The 17,229-nt window shown below is 65.3% G+C and carries 16 protein-coding genes; 14 read left to right on the forward strand and 2 right to left on the reverse strand.

Annotated features, from left to right (window positions below; all coding sequences use genetic code 11):
• Positions 1-34: 34 nt before the first annotated feature.
• From rlmD to KF759_RS09780, 5 genes are all read left to right on the forward strand, one after another.
• Entirely contained in the window at positions 35-1,333 is a 1,299-nt protein-coding gene (gene rlmD / locus KF759_RS09760; RefSeq protein ID WP_291224948.1) for a 23S rRNA (uracil(1939)-C(5))-methyltransferase RlmD, read from the forward strand.
• Between the two features lie 150 nt (positions 1,334-1,483).
• Entirely contained in the window at positions 1,484-2,497 is a 1,014-nt protein-coding gene (gene nagZ, locus KF759_RS09765; RefSeq protein ID WP_291224950.1) for a beta-N-acetylhexosaminidase, read from the forward strand.
• A 2-nt stretch (positions 2,498-2,499) separates the two neighbouring features.
• On the forward strand, positions 2,500-3,042 hold the full coding sequence (locus KF759_RS09770) for a hypoxanthine-guanine phosphoribosyltransferase (RefSeq protein ID WP_291224976.1): 543 nt from the start codon (positions 2,500-2,502) through the stop codon (positions 3,040-3,042).
• Positions 3,039-3,791: an S-methyl-5'-thioinosine phosphorylase gene (locus KF759_RS09775; protein ID WP_291224952.1), complete on the forward strand. Its 753-nt coding sequence runs from the start codon at positions 3,039-3,041 to the stop codon at positions 3,789-3,791. Before KF759_RS09770 ends, KF759_RS09775 begins: the two co-directional genes overlap by 4 nt.
• A 211-nt stretch (positions 3,792-4,002) precedes the next feature.
• Positions 4,003-4,209 (forward strand): cold-shock protein, encoded by a 207-nt coding sequence (locus KF759_RS09780; RefSeq protein ID WP_291224953.1) that lies wholly within the window; start codon positions 4,003-4,005, stop codon positions 4,207-4,209.
• Between the two features lie 76 nt (positions 4,210-4,285).
• Here the strand turns inward: KF759_RS09780 and ppsA are convergent, their stop codons facing one another.
• Both ppsA and KF759_RS09790 read right to left on the reverse strand, forming a co-directional pair.
• Complete coding sequence (gene ppsA / locus KF759_RS09785; protein ID WP_291224955.1) at positions 4,286-6,658, reverse strand: phosphoenolpyruvate synthase; 2,373 nt, start codon at positions 6,656-6,658, stop codon at positions 4,286-4,288.
• A gap of 107 nt (positions 6,659-6,765) precedes the next feature.
• Positions 6,766-7,104 (reverse strand): metalloregulator ArsR/SmtB family transcription factor, encoded by a 339-nt coding sequence (locus tag KF759_RS09790; protein WP_291224957.1) that lies wholly within the window; start codon positions 7,102-7,104, stop codon positions 6,766-6,768.
• Between the two features lie 134 nt (positions 7,105-7,238).
• Between KF759_RS09790 and KF759_RS09795 the strand changes: the two genes are divergently transcribed.
• From KF759_RS09795 to KF759_RS09835, 9 genes are all read left to right on the forward strand, one after another.
• Positions 7,239-8,522: an FAD/NAD(P)-binding oxidoreductase gene (locus KF759_RS09795; protein ID WP_291224959.1), complete on the forward strand. Its 1,284-nt coding sequence runs from the start codon at positions 7,239-7,241 to the stop codon at positions 8,520-8,522.
• Positions 8,523-8,571: 49 nt separating this feature from the next.
• Positions 8,572-8,778 carry a DUF2892 domain-containing protein gene (locus KF759_RS09800; RefSeq protein WP_291224961.1) on the forward strand — a complete coding sequence of 69 codons (207 nt, stop codon included), beginning with the start codon at positions 8,572-8,574 and terminating at the stop codon, positions 8,776-8,778.
• Entirely contained in the window at positions 8,765-9,850 is a 1,086-nt protein-coding gene (locus tag KF759_RS09805) for an efflux RND transporter periplasmic adaptor subunit (RefSeq protein ID WP_291224963.1), read from the forward strand. Before KF759_RS09800 ends, KF759_RS09805 begins: the two co-directional genes overlap by 14 nt.
• The gene (locus KF759_RS09810) at positions 9,843-13,097 is read left to right on the forward strand and encodes an efflux RND transporter permease subunit (protein WP_291224965.1); all 3,255 of its coding nucleotides are present in this window, start codon (positions 9,843-9,845) and stop codon (positions 13,095-13,097) included. The genes KF759_RS09805 and KF759_RS09810 overlap by 8 nt, the downstream gene beginning before the upstream one ends.
• A gap of 141 nt (positions 13,098-13,238) precedes the next feature.
• On the forward strand, positions 13,239-13,709 hold the full coding sequence (locus KF759_RS09815; protein WP_291224967.1) for an OsmC family protein: 471 nt from the start codon (positions 13,239-13,241) through the stop codon (positions 13,707-13,709).
• Between the two features lie 12 nt (positions 13,710-13,721).
• A complete protein-coding gene (locus KF759_RS09820; protein ID WP_291224969.1) occupies positions 13,722-14,168 on the forward strand; it encodes a thioredoxin domain-containing protein in 447 nt (148 codons plus the stop codon).
• 9 nt (positions 14,169-14,177) lie between these two features.
• Positions 14,178-14,702, forward strand: a complete 525-nt coding sequence (locus KF759_RS09825; RefSeq protein WP_291224971.1) for a sulfur transferase domain-containing protein — start codon at positions 14,178-14,180, stop codon at positions 14,700-14,702.
• Between the two features lie 8 nt (positions 14,703-14,710).
• Entirely contained in the window at positions 14,711-15,844 is a 1,134-nt protein-coding gene (locus KF759_RS09830; protein ID WP_291224973.1) for an FAD-dependent oxidoreductase, read from the forward strand.
• A gap of 94 nt (positions 15,845-15,938) precedes the next feature.
• Entirely contained in the window at positions 15,939-16,754 is an 816-nt protein-coding gene (locus KF759_RS09835; protein ID WP_291224974.1) for a pyruvate, water dikinase regulatory protein, read from the forward strand.
• Positions 16,755-17,229 lie beyond the last annotated feature (475 nt).

Genomic DNA, 17,229 nt, shown 5'->3' on the forward strand with positions numbered 1-17,229 from the left:
GGGGCAGGCGCCTTGCGGCGAAGTCCCGGACCCGATGAACCCAGCCACCGAAGTTTCCATCACCGACCTCTCGCACGATGGTCGCGGCGTCGCCCACATCGATGGCAAGGCCGTGTTCGTCGCCGGCGCCTTGCCAGGTGAGGTGGCGTGCGTGCGCATCGTCAAGCGCAGCCGCCATTTCGACGAGGCCAAGGTCGAGGAGTTGCTGCAACGCTCGCCCGAGCGCATCGAACCGCGCTGCCCGCATTTCGGCAGTTGCAGCGGCTGCAGCCTGCAACACCTGCCGCCCGCTGCGCAGATCACGGCCAAGCAGCGTGTGCTCGCCGAGAATTTCGAACGCATCGGCAAGGTCGCGCCGTTGCGTTGGTTGGAGCCGCTGACCGCAGAGCCCTGGGGCTATCGGCGCAAGGGGCGCCTGTCGGTGAAATGGGTTTCCAAGAAGGACAAGGCGCTGGTGGGGTTTCGCGAGGACAATCCGCGCTTCGTCGCCGATCTGAGCGAGTGCCATACCTTGCTGCCTGCAGTCGGTCTGCGCCTGGCCGAATTGTCGCGGCTCGTGGGCTCACTGACGGCGCGCGAACAGATCGCACAAATCGAGATCGCCGCCGGCGATCAGTGCGTGGCATTGACCTTTCGCCATCTGCAGCCGCTCGTGGACAGCGATCGCGCCGCGCTCGTCGCCTTCGCCAAGGCCCATGAGATCGCGATCCTGCTGCAAAGTGGCGGTCCCGACAGCGTGGTGCCGCTGTGGCCCGAGCGGGTGTCGCTGTCATTCCGCATTCCCGAGTTCGACATCGACATCGCGTTTCAGCCGCTCGATTTCATCCAGGTCAATGGCGGCATGAACCTGCGCATGATCACACGCGCGGTCGAATTGCTCGAATTGAATCCATCCGACCGCGTGCTCGACCTGTTCTGCGGTCTGGGCAATTTCACCTTGCCGATGGCGCGGCGCGCAGGCGAGGTGGTCGGAGTCGAGGGAGAGGCAGCGCTGGTGGCGCGTTCGCGCGAGAACGCGCAAGCCAATGGCATCGGCAACGTCGAGTTCTTCGCCGCCGATCTGGCCGCCGATCAGGCTGATGCGCCGTGGGCGCGGCGCAGCTACCACAAGTTGCTGCTCGACCCGCCGCGTTCTGGCGCGGCGGCCGTGCTCGACTATCTGCCGCGCAAGGGCTGCGATCTTGTCGTCTACGTGTCCTGTCACCCCGGTTCCCTCGCGCGCGATGCCGGCACCTTGGTCAACCGCCACGGTTTCACGCTCGAGGCGGCCGGCGTGATGGACATGTTCCCGCATACCGCGCACGTCGAATCGATCGCGCTGTTCAAGCGCTGAAGGCGCGGGCGTCGTGGCTGGGCGCAGGCAAGCGACCGGTACGTGCCCGCAGACGCTGCGCCGGCTTCGCTTGCCGGTACAATCGGCGGTTTGACACCGCCCCGTGGCTGCCGCCCGGCGGCGCGCAGGAAGTCTCTGGAAAGGCTGCAAATGCTCATCATTGGACTGGCTGGCAAGCGACTCGACGAAGCCGACCGCGCACGCTTGGCAGTGCCCCAGGTCAGCGGCGTCATCCTGTTCACACGCAATTTCGACAGCCGCGAGCAGGTGGCCGAGTTGATCGAGTCGATCCGTGCCGAGCGGGACGAGCCGTTCCTTGTCTGTGTCGATCAGGAAGGCGGTCCGGTGCAGCGCTTCCGTGCCGGCTTCACTCGCCTGCCGCCGCTGGCGCGATTGGGTGAGCTGCATGACCGCGATCCGCAGGGCGCGGTCGCGCGCGCCGAGGAGCATGCTTGGTTGATGGCGGCCGAAATGCGTGCGATCGGAATCGATCTGAGTTTCGCTCCGGTGGTCGATCTGGCGCGCGGCAATCGTGCGATCGGCGAACGCGCCCTGCATGCCGATCCGCAGGTTGTTTCGCGGCTTGCGTTGGCATGCCTGCGCGGCATGCGCCTGGCCGGAATGGCGGCGACGATCAAACACTTTCCCGGTCATGGCAGCGTGTCCGAAGACACCCATTTCGATGCCGCCGTCGATCCGCGCAGCCTCGATGAATTGCGCACCAGCGATTTGCTGCCGTTTGCCGACGCCATTTCAGCAGGCGCCGAAGCGGTGATGATGGCGCATGTCACCTATCCCGCGATCGATGCGCTGCCGGCTGGCTATTCGCGTATCTGGATCGAGCAGGTGCTGCGCGGCGAGCTTGGCTTTCGCGGCCTGGTGATCGGTGATGACATCGGCATGGCAGCGGCAGAATCCATTGGCCCGATCGCGGCGCGCACCGAGGCGCACCTGGGCGCTGGCTGCGATCTGTTGCTGGCTTGTTCACCGGCGATCGTCGACGAGGCAATCGCCGCGGTGCGCTCGCACGCGCCCTGCCCAGCGGCGCGGCTGGCCACCCTGCAGGGTGCGGCCGCGTCCACCTGGCAGGCGTTGGCGGACAATCCCCAGCGTGAGCTCTTCATTGCGCGCCTCGGCGCGCTGGATCCGGAAGCGACGACATGAGTATGCAATCCCCTCCCTTGGCTGCGGCGCTCGAAAAGGCCGAGCGCATCCATGACGGCGATGTGCTGACCGCGGCGATCGCGCGCATGGCCGGCGAGATCGACGCCGAGCTGGCGGGACGGCAGGCGGTGTTTCTCACCGTGATGCAGGGCGCGCTGCCGTTCGCGGGCCAGCTCGCCACCCGGCTGGCCTCACCGCTGACCTTCGATTACGTGCATGCCACGCGCTATCGCGGTGAAACCAGCGGCGGCGAGCTGCATTGGCTCAAACGCCCGAGCGTATCGCTGGCCGGCGCCACCGTGCTGCTGGTCGATGACATCCTCGATGAGGGCCATACCCTGGCTGCGATCCGCGACTATTGCAGTGCGCAAGGTGCGTCACGCGTCTTGATCGCGGTGCTGTGCGAGAAGCGGCATGGGCGTGGCGTCGGGCTCCGTGCCGATTTCGTCGGTGTCGAGGTGCCCGATCGTTATGTGTTCGGCTACGGCATGGATTATCACGAGCAAGGCCGCAATCTCGCGGCCATCTACGCGGTGGACGCATGAACCGCGCCATTGACCTCGCCCTGATCGGCGGCACCGGGCTGTACCGGTTTCCGGACCTGCAGCACATCGAGCGACATGCCGTTGATACGCCCCATGGCCATCCTTCCGACAGCATCGTCATCGGCGAGGTCGGCCGGCATCGCATTGCGTTTCTCGCGCGCCATGGTGAATCGCACACGATTCCACCGCATCGGGTGAATTACCGCGCCAACCTGTGGGCCCTGCATCATCTGGGTGCGCGCCGCGTGATCGGCGTCAACGCGGTCGGCGGGATTCGCGCCGACATGGAGCCGCGCATGCTCGCGGTACCCGATCAGATCATTGATTACACCAGTGACCGCATCAGCAGCTTCTGCGATGTTGCCGGAGCCCAGGTGCGTCACGTCGACTTCAGTGAGCCGTACACGGCGAGCTTGCGCCAAGCCTTGGTGGCGGCGGCTGACAGCATCGGCATCGCAATCGTCGACGGCGGTTGCTATGGCGCAACGCAGGGCCCGCGTCTGGAGACGCGGGCCGAGATCGCGCGCATGCGCCGGGATGGCTGCGACCTGGTGGGCATGACGGGCATGCCGGAAGCCGTGCTCGCGCGCGAGCTTGATCTCGACTATGCCTGTCTGTCGCTGGTGGCCAATTGGGCCGCCGGGTGTGGCGATCAGGCGGAAATCAGCCTGGCCGAAATCTACGCCAATCTCGAAGCGGCGACGGCGCAGTTGCCGACCCTGATCGTGGCCCTGCTCGAAGGTCTGTGACCGACGCGGCAGGTTCGGCCGCTTGCCCGCGGCTGACTTGCATTCGCAGGGAGGTGCCTTTCGGTCTCGAGTCCTGACCGTCGGGCGGATGCATCTTGATCGTCCTCGTGCAAGGGTGCTTGAATGCCCGCGTGCGCCAGCGCGTGCGTCCGCGAGTCGCGGGCGGGGAGCCGCGCCGCACACAGGGGCTCATCCAGAGGGGTTGAAGGCAATGCGTACCGGTACCGTCAAATGGTTCAACGACGCCAAGGGGTTTGGCTTCATCGCGCCGGAAGAGGGGGGCGAAGATATCTTCGTGCACTTCTCGGCGATCAATTCGCAGGGATTCCGCTCCCTGCAGCAAGGGCAGCGCGTCAACTTCGAGGTCGTGCAGGGCCCCAAGGGCTCGCAGGCTTCGGCCGTGCAACCGATCAAGTGATCGGCGCGGCAAATCGCGGCGTAGAGCCTCGTTTCTGACGAGGCTCTTTTTCCGGGGCGCTTCTGGACAACGTGGATCAGCTGCGCTTGCTCTTGGCCAGCGCGAGCCAGGTGTCGACCACGGTATCGGGGTTGAGCGAGACCGATTCGATGCCTTGTTCCATCAGCCACTGCGCCAGATCGGGGTGATCGCTCGGACCCTGGCCGCAAATGCCGACGTATTTTCCCTTGGCGCGCGCGGTCGAGATCGCCATTGCCAGCAGTTTCTTCACCGCCGGATTGCGTTCGTCGAACAGGCTGGCGACGATCGCCGAGTCGCGGTCGAGCCCGAGCGTGAGCTGGGTGAGGTCGTTGGAACCGATCGAGAAGCCATCGAAGATGTCGAGGAACTCGTCGGCGAGCAACGCATTGGACGGCACCTCGCACATCATGATGACCTTGAGGCCGTGCTTGCCCTGTTCGAGGCCGTGTTTCTTGAGCACCTCGATCACCTTGCGGCCTTCCTCGAGGGTGCGCACGAACGGGATCATCACCCAGGCGTTGTCCAGTCCCATCGTTTCGCGCACCTTCTTCATCGCGCGGCATTCGAGCGCGAAGGCGTCCTCGAAACTCGGATCGACGTAGCGGCTGGCGCCGCGGAAGCCGATCATCGGGTTCTCCTCGTGCGGTTCGTAACGCTTGCCGCCGATGAGGTTGGCGTATTCGTTGGACTTGAAATCGGACAAGCGCACGATCACCGGATTGGGCGCGAAGGCGGCTGTGATCGTGGCGATGCCTTCGGCGAGGCGGTCGACGTAGAAATCGACCGGGCTCGCATAGCCGGCGATGCGCGCGTCGATCTGGCGACGGATGTCGGCGTCCTGCTGCTCGTATTCGAGCAAGGCCTTGGGATGCACCGCGATGTGGCTGGCGATGATCATTTCCAGCCGTGCGAGGCCAACGCCGGCGTTGGGCAGCATCGCAAAGTCGAAGGCGCGCTCCGGGTTGGCGACGTTCATCATGATCTTGAGCGGTGCCGGCGGCATCGCGCCGAGGTCGGCGGTGACGCGCTCGAAATCGAGCTTGCCCGCGTAGGCGAAGCCGGTATCGCCCTCGGCGCAGGAGACGGTCACGGCGGCGCCGTCGGGAATCGTGTCGAGGCCGTTGCCGGTGCCGACGATCGCGGGCACGCCCAGCTCGCGCGCGATGATCGCGGCGTGACAGGTGCGGCCGCCACGGTTGGTGACGATCGCGGCGGCGCGCTTCATCACCGGCTCCCAATCGGGATCAGTCATGTCGGCGACCAGCACGTCACCGGGCTGCACGCGGTTCATGTCCTTGATCGAGCGAATCACGCGCGCGGTGCCGGCGCCGATCTTCTGGCCGATCGAGCGGCCTTGGGCGAGTACCGGGCCGCGTGTCTTGAGCTGGAAGCGCTCGATCTGCGTCGCCCGCGCACGCGACTTCACCGTTTCCGGGCGCGCTTGCACGATGTAGAGCTTGCCGGTGTTGCCATCCTTCGCCCACTCGATGTCCATCGGCCGGCCGTAGTGCTGCTCGATCACCAGCGCCTGCCTGGCAAGCTCATGAACGTCGGCATCGCTGATGCAGAAGCGGGCGCGGTCGGCGGCTGGCGTTTCCTCGATGCGCACGCGCTCACCGGCCTTGGCCGAATACACCATGCGCTGCTGCTTGGCGCCGATCTGGCGCCGCAGGATCGCCGGTTTGCCGGCCTTGAGCGTGGGCTTGTAGACATAGAACTCGTCGGGATTGACCGCGCCCTGCACGACCATTTCGCCCAGACCGTAGCTGCCGGTCACGAACACCGCATCGCGGAAGCCCGATTCGGTGTCGAGCGTGAACAGCACGCCGGATGCGCCCACGTCCGAGCGCACCATGAGCTGCACGCCGGCCGAGAGAAACACGTCCTCGTGCTTGAAGCCGTGATGTACGCGATAGGCGATCGCGCGATCGTTGTAGAGCGAGGCGAAGACTTCCTTGACCTTGTGCAGCACGTCTTCGATGCCGACCACGTTGAGGAAGGTTTCCTGCTGACCCGCAAACGAGGCATCGGGCAGATCCTCGGCGGTGGCCGAGGAGCGCACGGCAACGGCGATGTCGCTGGCGCCGGCGTCCTTGCACAGTTTGGTGTAGGCAGTGCGAATCGCCGCATCGAGCTCGGCGGGCAGGGTGGTATCGACGATCCAGCCGCGGATTTCGGTGCCCGCGGTGGTGAGCGCATCGACGTCCTCGACATCCAGGCGCGACAGGCACTGCTGGATCTTTGCCGCGAGGCCACTTTTTTCCAGATAGTCCTGGAACGCCTGTGCGGTGGTCGCGAAACCGCCTGGCACCGATACGCCGAGCTGGGCGAGATTGCCGATCATCTCGCCGAGCGAGGCGTTCTTGCCGCCGACCTTGCCCAGATCGGACATGCGCAGGGAATCGAGCCAAAGGACGAGGTCGCTCAAGGGGATGCTCCGGAGTGGGGACGAGGCCGCTTTGCGGCAGTGCGCAATTTTCGGCCTTTGTCGCGGCAGGGGCAAGCCGGCCTGGCCTAACGTCGTGTCGGCCCCGTTCAGCGGCGTGGCCGCGTGCCGCAGTAAATCTCGTGCAGCAGTTGGATCACACGCGTGGCCGGGCCTTCGGCCAAGGCGTAGTGGATGGTCTGGCCGTCGCGCCGCGTGGTGACCAGATTTTCGTCTCGCAGTACCGCCAGATGCTGCGACAGCGCCGGCTGGCTGAGGTCGAGGTGCTCATTGAGCTGACCGACCGAGCGTTCGCCCTCGGCAAGCTGGCACAGGATCAAGAGGCGCTTGTCATTGCCCAAGGTCTTGAGCAGGCGGCTGGCATCGCCGGCATGGATGCGCATCTGCTGCAGGTCCAGCGACATTTTCGGTGCCTTGTTGCGTGCCATCGGTACACCCTGACGCCTTCCGTCATGGCTGGCGACTGGGCGATTGTAACAAGTCTCCGGCAAAAATATAAGTTGCTATGCATATGCGAAAACGCTAATGTATAGCCATGGCTTGACGACGGGAGGGTTCGGCTATGGCAAAGATCGTGGTGGTGGGGGCCGGTCTTGGTGGCATGAGCGCAGCCTATGAACTGCGCGATACCTTGGGCAAGGCGCATGAGGTCGTGTTGATCGGGCAGGGCGATCACTTCAGCTTCACGCCCTCCAATCCCTGGCTGGCGGTGGGTTGGCGCAAGAGCGAGGACATCACGCTCGATGTCGCCGAGCATGCCGAGCGCAAGGACATTCGTTTCATCGCCGATGGCGTCGAACGCATCGATGCCGGGGAAGATGCCGTGGTCACCGGCGCCGGTGAGCGCATTGGCTACGATTACCTGCTGATCTGCACCGGGCCGAAACTGGCCTTCGAGGACGTGCCTGGCAACGGGCCCGAGATCGGTCACACGCAATCGGTGTGCACCACGCCGCATGCGCAGCAGGCCTGGCAGGCGTATCAGCGGTTTCTGGCCGATCCGGGCCCGGTGGTCATCGGCGCGGTGCAGGGCGCGAGCTGCTTCGGGCCGGCCTACGAATTCGCGATGATCGTCGACGCCGATCTGCGCAAACGCAAACTGCGCGACAAGGTCCCGATGACTTTCGTGAGCAGCGAGCCCTACGTCGGCCACATGGGTCTGGGCGGCGTCGGTGATTCCAGGGGGCTGATGGAAGCCCAATTGCGCCAGCGCCACATCCAGTGGGTGGTCAACAGCAAGGTCACGCAGGTGCGTGAAGGCGAGATCGATGTCCTCGAGCACGATGCCAGGGGGCAAGCGGGTGAGCCGCGCACCTTGCCGTTCAAGTTCGCGATGCTGCTGCCGGCGTTCAAGGGCGTGGACGCGGTGGCTGCCGTGGAAGGCCTGTGCAATCCGCGCGGTTTCGTCATCGTCGACAAGCACCAACGAAGTCCGAAGTACCCGAAGATCTTTTCAGCCGGCGTATGTGTGGCCATTCCTCCGGTCGAAGCCACGCCCGTGCCGACCGGTGCGCCCAAGACCGGCTTCATGATCGAGTCGATGGTCACCACCATCGTGCGCAACATCCAGGCCGAGCTTGCGGGCAAGACGCCGGATTTCGAAGGCACATGGAACGCAGTGTGCCTGGCCGACATGGGCGACACCGGTGCGGCCTTCGTCGCCTTGCCGCAGATTCCGCCGCGCAACGTGACCTGGACCCGGATCGGGCGCTGGGTGCATGTGGCCAAGGTCGCCTTCGAGAAGTATTTCCTCTACAAGATGCGCCATGGCACCTCCGAGCCGGTATACGAGAAATACATCCTCGGCGTGATGGGCATCGAACGTCTCAAGGACGGCCGACATTGAATCTTTCGCCTGATCCTCGCTCCGTCACTCAATTCCAGGAGAACAAGCCATGAATCTCGATCGTGCCGTGATGGCCTTTGCCGGCGTGATGATCCTTGTCAGTGTGCTGCTCGTGCACTTCTTCTCGCCGTGGTGGTTGCTGTTCACCGCCTTCATCGGCCTCAACCTGCTGCAGGCGAGCTTCACCGGCTTCTGTCCGGCGGCGATGCTGTTCAAGAAGCTCGGCGTGCGCGGGGGCAACTGTGCATTCAAGTAAACCGATCCTGATCCTTGCCCTGACAGCCTTGCTGGCGGCCTGCGGCAGCCACGACAAGGGTGCCCGCGTGCCACCCTTGCCGGAGCTGCCGACGCTTGAAGTCGGTGTCGCTGGCGCGGGATCGGGGCAGGCCTGGGATGGCGTCGTCGAGGCCGTGCAGCGCGCCGATCTGGCGGCGCAGACCAGTGGTCGTGTTGCGCAGCTTGCGGTCGATGTCAACGATCGCGTGGCTGCCGATGCCGTGCTGTTGCGCATCACCGCAGCCGAGCAGGATGCCGCGTTGAACACGGCGCGCGCGCAATTGCGCGCGGCCGAAGCCGGCGCAGCCGAAGCGCAGACGCAATATGCACGCTACGAGTCCTTGTCGAATTCGAACCATGTCTCGCGCGCCCAGCTCGATCAGGCGCGCGCTGCGCGCAACACCGCGGCGGCGCTGCGCGACGCCGCGCGGGCGCAAGTGGCTCAGCTGGCCCAGCAGGCCAGTTACACCGTGGTGCGTGCGCCCTTCGCGGGCATCATCGCGCGGCGCAGCGTCGAACCCGGTGAAACCGTTGCGCCGGGGCAGCCATTGCTCGCGATCTACGCGCCGCAGGAGCTGCGCATCGAGGTGGCCGTGCCGCAGACGCAGGCCGATGCGATCCGCGCCGATCCACGCGCGCATGTGCGTCTGGCTGATGGGCGTGTCCTCGCGCCGGCCCGTGTGATCGTGTTTCCCGCCGCCGACGCAGCCAGTCACAGCGTCAACGTGCGCGTGCTGTTGCCAGCGCTCGATCCGCCGCCGGCACCGGGGACCACCGCCAAGGTGGTGTTTGAAGCTGCGGCGGCTGCGGAATCGTCGGCGCTGCTGCAGATTCCCGCGAGCGCAGTCGCGCAGCGCGGCGAGTTGTCCGCTGTCTACGTGCTCGCCGACGGGCAACTCCTGCTGCGCCAGTTGCGCCTGGGTGCGCGACAGGGCGCGCAGGTCGAAGTCATCAGTGGTTTGCGGCCTGGCGAGCGCATCGTTACCGATCCGGTGGCCGCGATGCAGGCGCTCATCGCGCAACGCGCAGCCGCGGGTACGCGCCATGACTGAGGTGTCCGGATCCTCGCGGCTGGGCATTTCCGGGCGGCTCGCGGCAGCCTTCCAGTCCAATCCACTGACGCCGGTGCTGGCGATTGCGGGTTTGTTGCTCGGCCTGCTCGCGGCGACGATCACGCCGCGCGAGGAGGAGCCGCAGATCGACGTGACGATGGCCAATGTCATCGTGCCGTTCGACGGCGCCAGTGCGCGCGATGTCGAACAACTGGTTGCCACGCCGCTGGAACAGAAACTCGGCGAAATCGAAGGCGTCAAGCATGTCTATTCGATCAGTCGGCCGGGTGCTGCGGTGCTCACGGTTGAATACGAGGTCGGCGTGCCGCGCCAGAGCGCATTGGTGCGCCTGTACAACCAGGTGTTCTCCAATCAGGACTGGATGCCGCAGGGCATGGGTGTGGGCACGCCACTGGTCAAGCCCAAGGGCATCGACGATGTGCCGGTGATGACGGTGACGCTGTGGAGCGACGACGTCCACGTCGATGCGACCGCGCTCGCCGAGGTGGCGCATACGCTCGAAGCCGAGTTCAAGCGCGTCCCCGGTACGCGCGACGTCTACACGATCGGCGCACCCGAGCGAGTTGTGCTGGTCACGCTCGATGCGGCGAAACTCGCGGCCTATCAGCTCAGTACCGGCGAACTCATGCAGGCCGTGCGCGCGGCCAACGTCGTGCATCAGGCCGGCGAGCGCATCGATGCAGGTGGCGCGGTGCCGGTCACGGCCGGGCAGTTCCTCGCCTCGGCTCAGGATGTCGCGGCGCTGGTGATCGGCAACCGCGATGGCAAGCCGCTGCTCTTGTCCGATGTGGCCGGCGTGGCGTCGCGTGGCGATCTCGCCAGCAGCCATGTCTGGTTCGGCACACCGCCCGGGCGCACGGGGCCGGCCACGGGCAGCGCGCCCGCGCTGACGCTCGCGATCGCCAAGAAGCCGGGCAGCAATGCCTCCGACATCACCTCGGCGCTGCGCCAGCGCATCCACGAGCTGGAAGGTGAGCTCATTCCCGCCGGCGTGCACGCGAGCGTGACGCGCGACTACGGGCAGACCGCCGCCGACAAGGCGAGCAAGCTGATCCAGAAACTGTTCTTCGCCACCGCTTCGGTGGTGCTGCTGGTGTTGTTTGCGCTCGGCTGGCGCGAGGCGATCGTGATCGGCAGCGCGGTGGTGCTGACGCTCGCCGTGACCTTGTTTGCCTCGTGGGCGATGGGCTTCACGCTCAATCGCGTGTCGCTGTTTGCGCTGATCTTCTCGATCGGCATCCTCGTCGATGATGCGGTCGTGGTGGTCGAGAACATCCATCGCCGTCTGGCCATGCCCGCGCCCGACGGCCGGCGCCGCAGTCTTGCCGAAGTCATTCCACCCGCGGTCGATGAGGTCGGCGGGCCGACCATCCTCGCCACCTTCACCGTGATTGCCGCGCTGATGCCGATGGCCTTCGTGTCCGGCCTGATGGGGCCGTACATGCGACCGATTCCGATCAATGCCTCGGTCGGCATGCTGCTGTCGCTTGCGATTGCGCTGATCGTCACGCCTTGGCTCGCGCTCAAGTTGTTGCGCCGTCACGGCAATGCCGACACCGAGCCCAGTGAGCAACGGAGTGGCTGGCTCGATCGCCTGTTCCAGCGCGTGATGTCGCCGTTCCTGCGCGGCGCCGGGGCAGGCCGTCGCCGTGGCGTGCTGTTCGGCGCCATTGCGCTGCTGGTGGTGCTCGCTGCCTCACTCGCCGCCTTCCAGTTGGTGGTGATGAAGATGCTGCCACTCGACAACAAGTCCGAGTTGCAGGTCGTTGTCGACCTGCCCGAGGGCAGCACGCTCGAACAGACCACGGCGGTGCTCACCGAACTGGCCGCCGAAGTCGCCCGCGCGCCCGAAGTGCTCGACTGGCAAGGCTATGCAGGCACCGCGGCGCCGATCAATTTCAACGGCTTGGTGCGCCAGTACTACCTGCGCAAGGCCGGCAACCTCGGCGATCTGCAGGTCAACCTCGTCGACAAGCATCTGCGTTCGCGACAGAGCCATGCGATCGCGCTGACCCTGCGTCCCGCGCTCGCGGCGATTGCAGCGCGTCACGGCGCCGCGCTCAAGGTGGTCGAAGTGCCGCCGGGTCCGCCGGTGCTGTCGCCGATCGTGGCCGAGGTCTACGGCCCCGATTACGAGGGGCAGCGCCGCATCGCACAGGCGCTGGCGCAGGGGGAATTCGCGCGGACACAAGGTATCGTCGACATCGACACCACGGTCGAGGCAAAGGCTCCACGCGAGACCTTCGTGCTCGACCGTGAACGCGCAGCACGACTGGGCGTGACGCAAGCGAACGTCGCCGACACGATCGCGCTCGCGGTCACCGGTGCCGATGCGACCTTCATCCACGACGGCGCGGCCAGGTACGCGCGACCGGTGCGCCTGCGCTTGCCTGCACAGGATCAGGCCACGCTGCCGGCCCTGCTCGCGCTCAAGCTGCGCAGCAGTCAAGGCCAGTTGGTGCCGCTGTCGGAACTGGTGCGCGTCGAGCGCAGCGACTGGGATGGTGCGCGCCATCACAAGGATGGCTTGCCGGTGGTCTATGTGACTGCGGATGAGGCCGGGCGTCTGGACAGTCCGCTGTACGGGATGTTCTCGGTGGTCGGCGCCTTGCGCCACGCGCAGGTCGACGGCTCCTTGCTCGCGCAGAATTTCATCACCCAGCCACATGACAGTGCGAGCTATGCGCTCAAATGGGACGGCGAATGGCAGATCACCTACGAGACCTTCCGCGACATGGGCCTTGCCTATGCGGCCGGCATGATCCTGATCTACCTGCTGGTGGTCGGTCACTTCCGCAGTTACCTTGTGCCGCTGGTGATCATGGCGCCGATTCCGCTCACCCTGATCGGCGTGATGCCGGGCCATGCCTTGCTCGGCAAGCAATTCACCGCCACCAGCATGATCGGCATGATCGCGCTGGCCGGCATCATCGTGCGCAATTCGATCCTGCTGGTGGACTTCATCAAGCAGGAGACTGCGCGTGGCGTGCCCTTGGTGGATGCAGTGATCGATGCCTGCGCGGCGCGCGCCAGGCCGATCGCGCTCACCGGCGTGGCGGCGATGCTCGGTGCCTTGTTCATCCTCGATGACCCGATCTTCAACGGTTTGGCGATCTCGCTGATCTTCGGCATCTTCGTCAGCACGATCCTCACCCTGGTGGTGATTCCGCTGCTGTATTTCGGATTGCGCCGGCGCGCTGCAGCGGCCGAAACGGGTAGCGGCTGATGCATGGTCTGCGCTGTACGTTGCCGGCCTTGCCCTTGCCGGCGAGGCGATCATCCCCATCTATGCCAGGACATGGCGTGGCGAAGGCGGAGGTCGCTGCCGCTGCGCTTGCCTGAACTGCGAAACGAGGAATGACATTCGATGAGCGCGAACAGCGATGACATCCGCCTGCTGCTTGAGCAGGAAGGTCCCTATGCCTTCAAGGTGAGTTTCGAAGGCACATCAATCCAGGCGCTGCACACTGACGAGCCCGAGCCGCTGGGTGGTGGAGCGGGTCCCAATCCGTCGGCGCTGTTGCTCGCCGGTGTCGCCAATTGCCTCAGTGCGAGCCTGCTGTTCGCGCTGCGCAAGTTCAAGAATGATCCCGGCCCGATCCGGGCGCAGATCAGTGCGCGCAAGGAGCGCAATGCCCAAGGCCGCTGGCGCATCGCCCGCGCGCAGGTCGCGATCACGTTGGCAGACAAGGCCGCCTCACTCGAACATTTCGAGCGTGTGCTTGCCCAGTTCGAGGAGTTCTGCATCGTCACCCAGAGCGTGCGCGAGGGCATTGCGGTGGATGTGCGCATCATCGACGCCGATGGTGTCGAACATGTCCCCGGCGCACGCAGCTGAGCGGAGCAGACGATGAACACCGAAGGCAGCATCCTCATCGCCTGTCCGCAGTGCAATGCGCTCAATCGCGTGCCGCCGGCGCGGCTGGGCGATGCGCCGGTGTGCGGAAAATGCGGCAAGCCGCTGTTCGAAAGTCATCCGCTTGCGCTCGATGAGGCGAGTTTCCACGCACATGGCGAGCGCGCCCAATTGCCGCTGCTGGTCGATTTCTGGGCGAGCTGGTGCGGTCCCTGCCGCACGATGGCGCCGCAGTTCGAGTTGGCGGCCGGTCAGCTCGAACCGTTTGTGCGGCTGGGCAAGGTCGACACCGATGCCCAGCCCGGATTGGCCGGGCGCTTTGCCATTCGCAGCATTCCCACTTTGATCCTGTTGCGCGAAGGTCGTGAGCTCGCGCGCCGTTCGGGTGCAAGCAGTGCCGGTGATATCGTGCGCTGGGCACATCAGCAGTTGGCTGCCTGAGGAAAATTCATGAGGTGCATCGCTTCTGTTCTGTTGCTTGTCGGGGCGGCCACGTTGCTCGCTGCCTGTGCGCATGCGCCGACTGCAGGCAAGAATGCCGCGGCGCCATTCACGCTGCATGAACCAATGCCCGGCATATTCACCTCGGGGCAACCCGCGGCGGACGAGTGGGCGAGATTGCATCGACGGCAGGACGTGCGCACCGTGATCAACCTGCGCCTGCCGCAGGAACTGCCCGGTCGCGACGAAGCCGCCGAGGTGCGCGCTGCAGGCATGGTCTACATCGAGATCCCGGTGGCCGGTTCCAGGGAGATCGACGAGGCGAATGCGCGCAAGCTGCACGATGCGCTTGCTGCGGCTACGGGCCCGGTGTTGATCCATTGCGCCAGTGGCAACCGGGTCGGTGGCCTGCTGGCGCTCGATCAGGCGCGCTTCGATCACCTGGATGCGCAGGCAGCGATCGAACTCGGCCGCGCGGCTGGCATGACCGGCAGCGAGGAACACGTCAAAGAGGTGCTGGGCATCGCCCACTAGGAATCGTCATGGCCACGTCACGCATCACGGTCGTTGGCGCCGGCTTTGCCGGCTTGACTGCCTTGCGCAGCTTGCGTCGCGAGGCGCCCGATGCCGAACTGACCCTGGTTGCGCCCCGCGCCGAACTGCACTACATGCCGAGCGCGATCTGGTTGCCCTCGGGTCAGCGCCGACGCGATCAGCTCGTGCTTCCGCTCGACGCCTTTCTGCATCGCACGCGCGTCAAGTTCCACGCGGGCAGTGCCACTGGTCTGTCAGCGGATGCCCGCACCTTGCACACGGATGCGGGGGATGTTGCAAATGACGGGATCGTCATCGCCAGCGGCGCGCGCTTCATGCGCAAGTTGCCCGGGCTCGAACACGCGATCATTCCCTGCGACGGCATCGCAGCGGGCGAGGCGATTCGAGACCGTCTCGCCACCTTGCAGGAAGGCACGATCTGCTGCGGCTTTTCTTCCAATCCGGCCGAGCCGAACGCGATGCGCGGCGGGCCGATCTTCGAATTCGTGTTCGGGCTCGATACCTTGCTGCGCCGGCAGCGCCGGCGCGAACGATTCCGTCTGGTGTTCTTCAGTCCTTCGCAGAAACCCGGCTTGCGTCTGGGCGAACGCGCTGTCGCGATGATCCTCGCCGAGATGGCCAAGCGTGGCATCGAGACGGTGCTCGGCGAAAAGCCGCAGCGCATCGAAGCCGATGGCGTGCAACTCGAACACACGCGCATCGCCAGCGATCTCACCCTGTTCATGCCCGGTCTCACCGGGCCGCAATGGCTGGATCAGACCGGCCTGCCGCGCTCGCCTGGCGGTCTGGTCAGTGGTGATGCGATGTGCCGCGTCGCCGGACATGCCTGTACCTATGTCGCCGGTGATGGCGCGAGCCTTCCCGGACCGGACTGGATGCCCAAGCAGGCGCATCAGGCCGATCTGCAGGCCGCAGTCGCCGCGCGCAACCTGTTGCGTGAATTGCGTGGTGAATTGCCTGCCGAAACCTTCGCCGCCGAACTGGTCTGCATCATCGATTCGCTCGATCGCGGCATGCTGGTGACACGGCACGGTGAGCGCATGCGCGCGCTGCGACCCATGCGTCTCATGCACTGGGCCAAGGCCGCGTTCGAGTGGAGGTACCTGCGGCGCTATCGCTGACCTGGCTGGTGCTACCGCTGCGGCCACACTTTCCGGCATGCTTGCGGACCCGTTCCCGCCGTCCGCCACGGCCACGATACCGGCAAGGACCTGCATGCGCCGCATCATCTTCTTCGTCTCCGACGGCACCGGCATCACCGCCGAAACGATCGGCCACAGCGTGCTCACGCAGTTCGATTCGATCGAATTCGACACCTATCGAATTCCCTTCGTCGACAGCGAAGTCAAGGCGCAAGCAGCGGCCTTGCGGCTCAAGACGGCCTATGCGCAGAGCGGTGCGCGGCCCATCGTCGTCAACACCATCATGGACCAGCGCCTGAGCGACATCGTTGCCGAAAGTGGTGCGCTCATGCTCGATGTGTTCGCGCCGTTCCTCGCGCCGCTCGAGGCCGAACTGGGCGCGCAACGCTCGGCGCGCGTGGGCAAGGCGCATGGCCTGACCGATTTCACCGAGTACGAGGCGCGCATCAACGCGACCAACTACGCGCTCACCCATGATGACGGCATCGACGTGAACTATCTCGACGCTGACGTGATCCTGGTCGGCGTGTCGCGCGTGGGCAAGACGCCCACCTGCCTGTACATGGCGCTGCATTACGGCGTGAAGGCAGCGAACTATCCGCTCACCGACGAAGACCTGGAGCGGCTGGAGATTCCGCCACGCTTGCTGCAACACCGCGCCAAGCTCTATGGCCTGAGCATCGATCCGCAGCGCCTGGCACAGGTGCGCGAAGCGCGTCGGCCCGGCAGCCGCTACGCGAAGATCGAGCAATGCCGCAAGGAACTCGAACTCGCCGACAAGCTGTTCCGCCGCGAGAACATTCCGGTGCAGAACACCACCCACACCTCGATCGAGGAGATTGCCAGCAAGATCCTCGTCGAGCTCGGCATCGAGAAGCACATGTTCTGAGGGTGGTTGCGCGCGTGGCTTGGTTCGCCGGCTGGCGCCGCAAGTTGGCCTTGACGTTGTTCTGTTCGTCTTCGCGAAAAGCCGAGACGCCCGATTGAGCTCGTCCCGCGTCCCTGCGATTCGTCTTTTCGGCTTACGCCGAAAGCTTGCGTTGTCCTGATCGTGTTCGCTTTCACGAGAACCGACTGGCGTCCAGGCGTGTTCGTCTCGCATTCCTGCGGGCGGCGACGGTCATTTTGGCATGCGTCGAAAATTGGCCTCGGTAGCCTTCGCTGCGCCGACGCGAGAACCGACTCACGTCCGTATGGGTTCGTCCCGCATCCCTGCGTTTGGGATCTTAGGCTTGCGCCGAAAGCTTGCGCTGTCGTGGTCGTGTCCACTTTCGCGAGAACCGACTGGCGTCCATGCCTGTTCGTCCCGCATCCCTGCGGGCCGGTGGCTTTCTCTTGCTTGCCCAAGAGAAAGTCACCAAAGA

Origin of the sequence: Dokdonella sp. (genome assembly GCF_019634815.1) — a bacterium.
GTDB lineage: Bacteria > Pseudomonadota > Gammaproteobacteria > Xanthomonadales > Rhodanobacteraceae > Dokdonella_A.

Bases quoted from the DNA above. Each gene is read 5' to 3' on its own strand.
- rlmD (WP_291224948.1), top strand. From the start codon at position 35: ATGAACCCAGCCACCGAAGTTTCCATCACCGACCTCTCGCACGATGGT.
- nagZ (WP_291224950.1), top strand. From the start codon at position 1,484: ATGCTCATCATTGGACTGGCTGGCAAGCGACTCGACGAAGCCGACCGC.
- KF759_RS09770 (WP_291224976.1), top strand. From the start codon at position 2,500: ATGCAATCCCCTCCCTTGGCTGCGGCGCTCGAAAAGGCCGAGCGCATC.
- KF759_RS09775 (WP_291224952.1), top strand. From the start codon at position 3,039: ATGAACCGCGCCATTGACCTCGCCCTGATCGGCGGCACCGGGCTGTAC.
- KF759_RS09780 (WP_291224953.1), top strand. From the start codon at position 4,003: ATGCGTACCGGTACCGTCAAATGGTTCAACGACGCCAAGGGGTTTGGC.
- KF759_RS09790 (WP_291224957.1), bottom strand. From the start codon at position 7,104: ATGGCACGCAACAAGGCACCGAAAATGTCGCTGGACCTGCAGCAGATG.
- KF759_RS09795 (WP_291224959.1), top strand. From the start codon at position 7,239: ATGGCAAAGATCGTGGTGGTGGGGGCCGGTCTTGGTGGCATGAGCGCA.
- KF759_RS09800 (WP_291224961.1), top strand. From the start codon at position 8,572: ATGAATCTCGATCGTGCCGTGATGGCCTTTGCCGGCGTGATGATCCTT.
- KF759_RS09810 (WP_291224965.1), top strand. From the start codon at position 9,843: ATGACTGAGGTGTCCGGATCCTCGCGGCTGGGCATTTCCGGGCGGCTC.
- KF759_RS09815 (WP_291224967.1), top strand. From the start codon at position 13,239: ATGAGCGCGAACAGCGATGACATCCGCCTGCTGCTTGAGCAGGAAGGT.
- KF759_RS09820 (WP_291224969.1), top strand. From the start codon at position 13,722: ATGAACACCGAAGGCAGCATCCTCATCGCCTGTCCGCAGTGCAATGCG.
- KF759_RS09825 (WP_291224971.1), top strand. From the start codon at position 14,178: ATGAGGTGCATCGCTTCTGTTCTGTTGCTTGTCGGGGCGGCCACGTTG.
- KF759_RS09830 (WP_291224973.1), top strand. From the start codon at position 14,711: ATGGCCACGTCACGCATCACGGTCGTTGGCGCCGGCTTTGCCGGCTTG.
- KF759_RS09835 (WP_291224974.1), top strand. From the start codon at position 15,939: ATGCGCCGCATCATCTTCTTCGTCTCCGACGGCACCGGCATCACCGCC.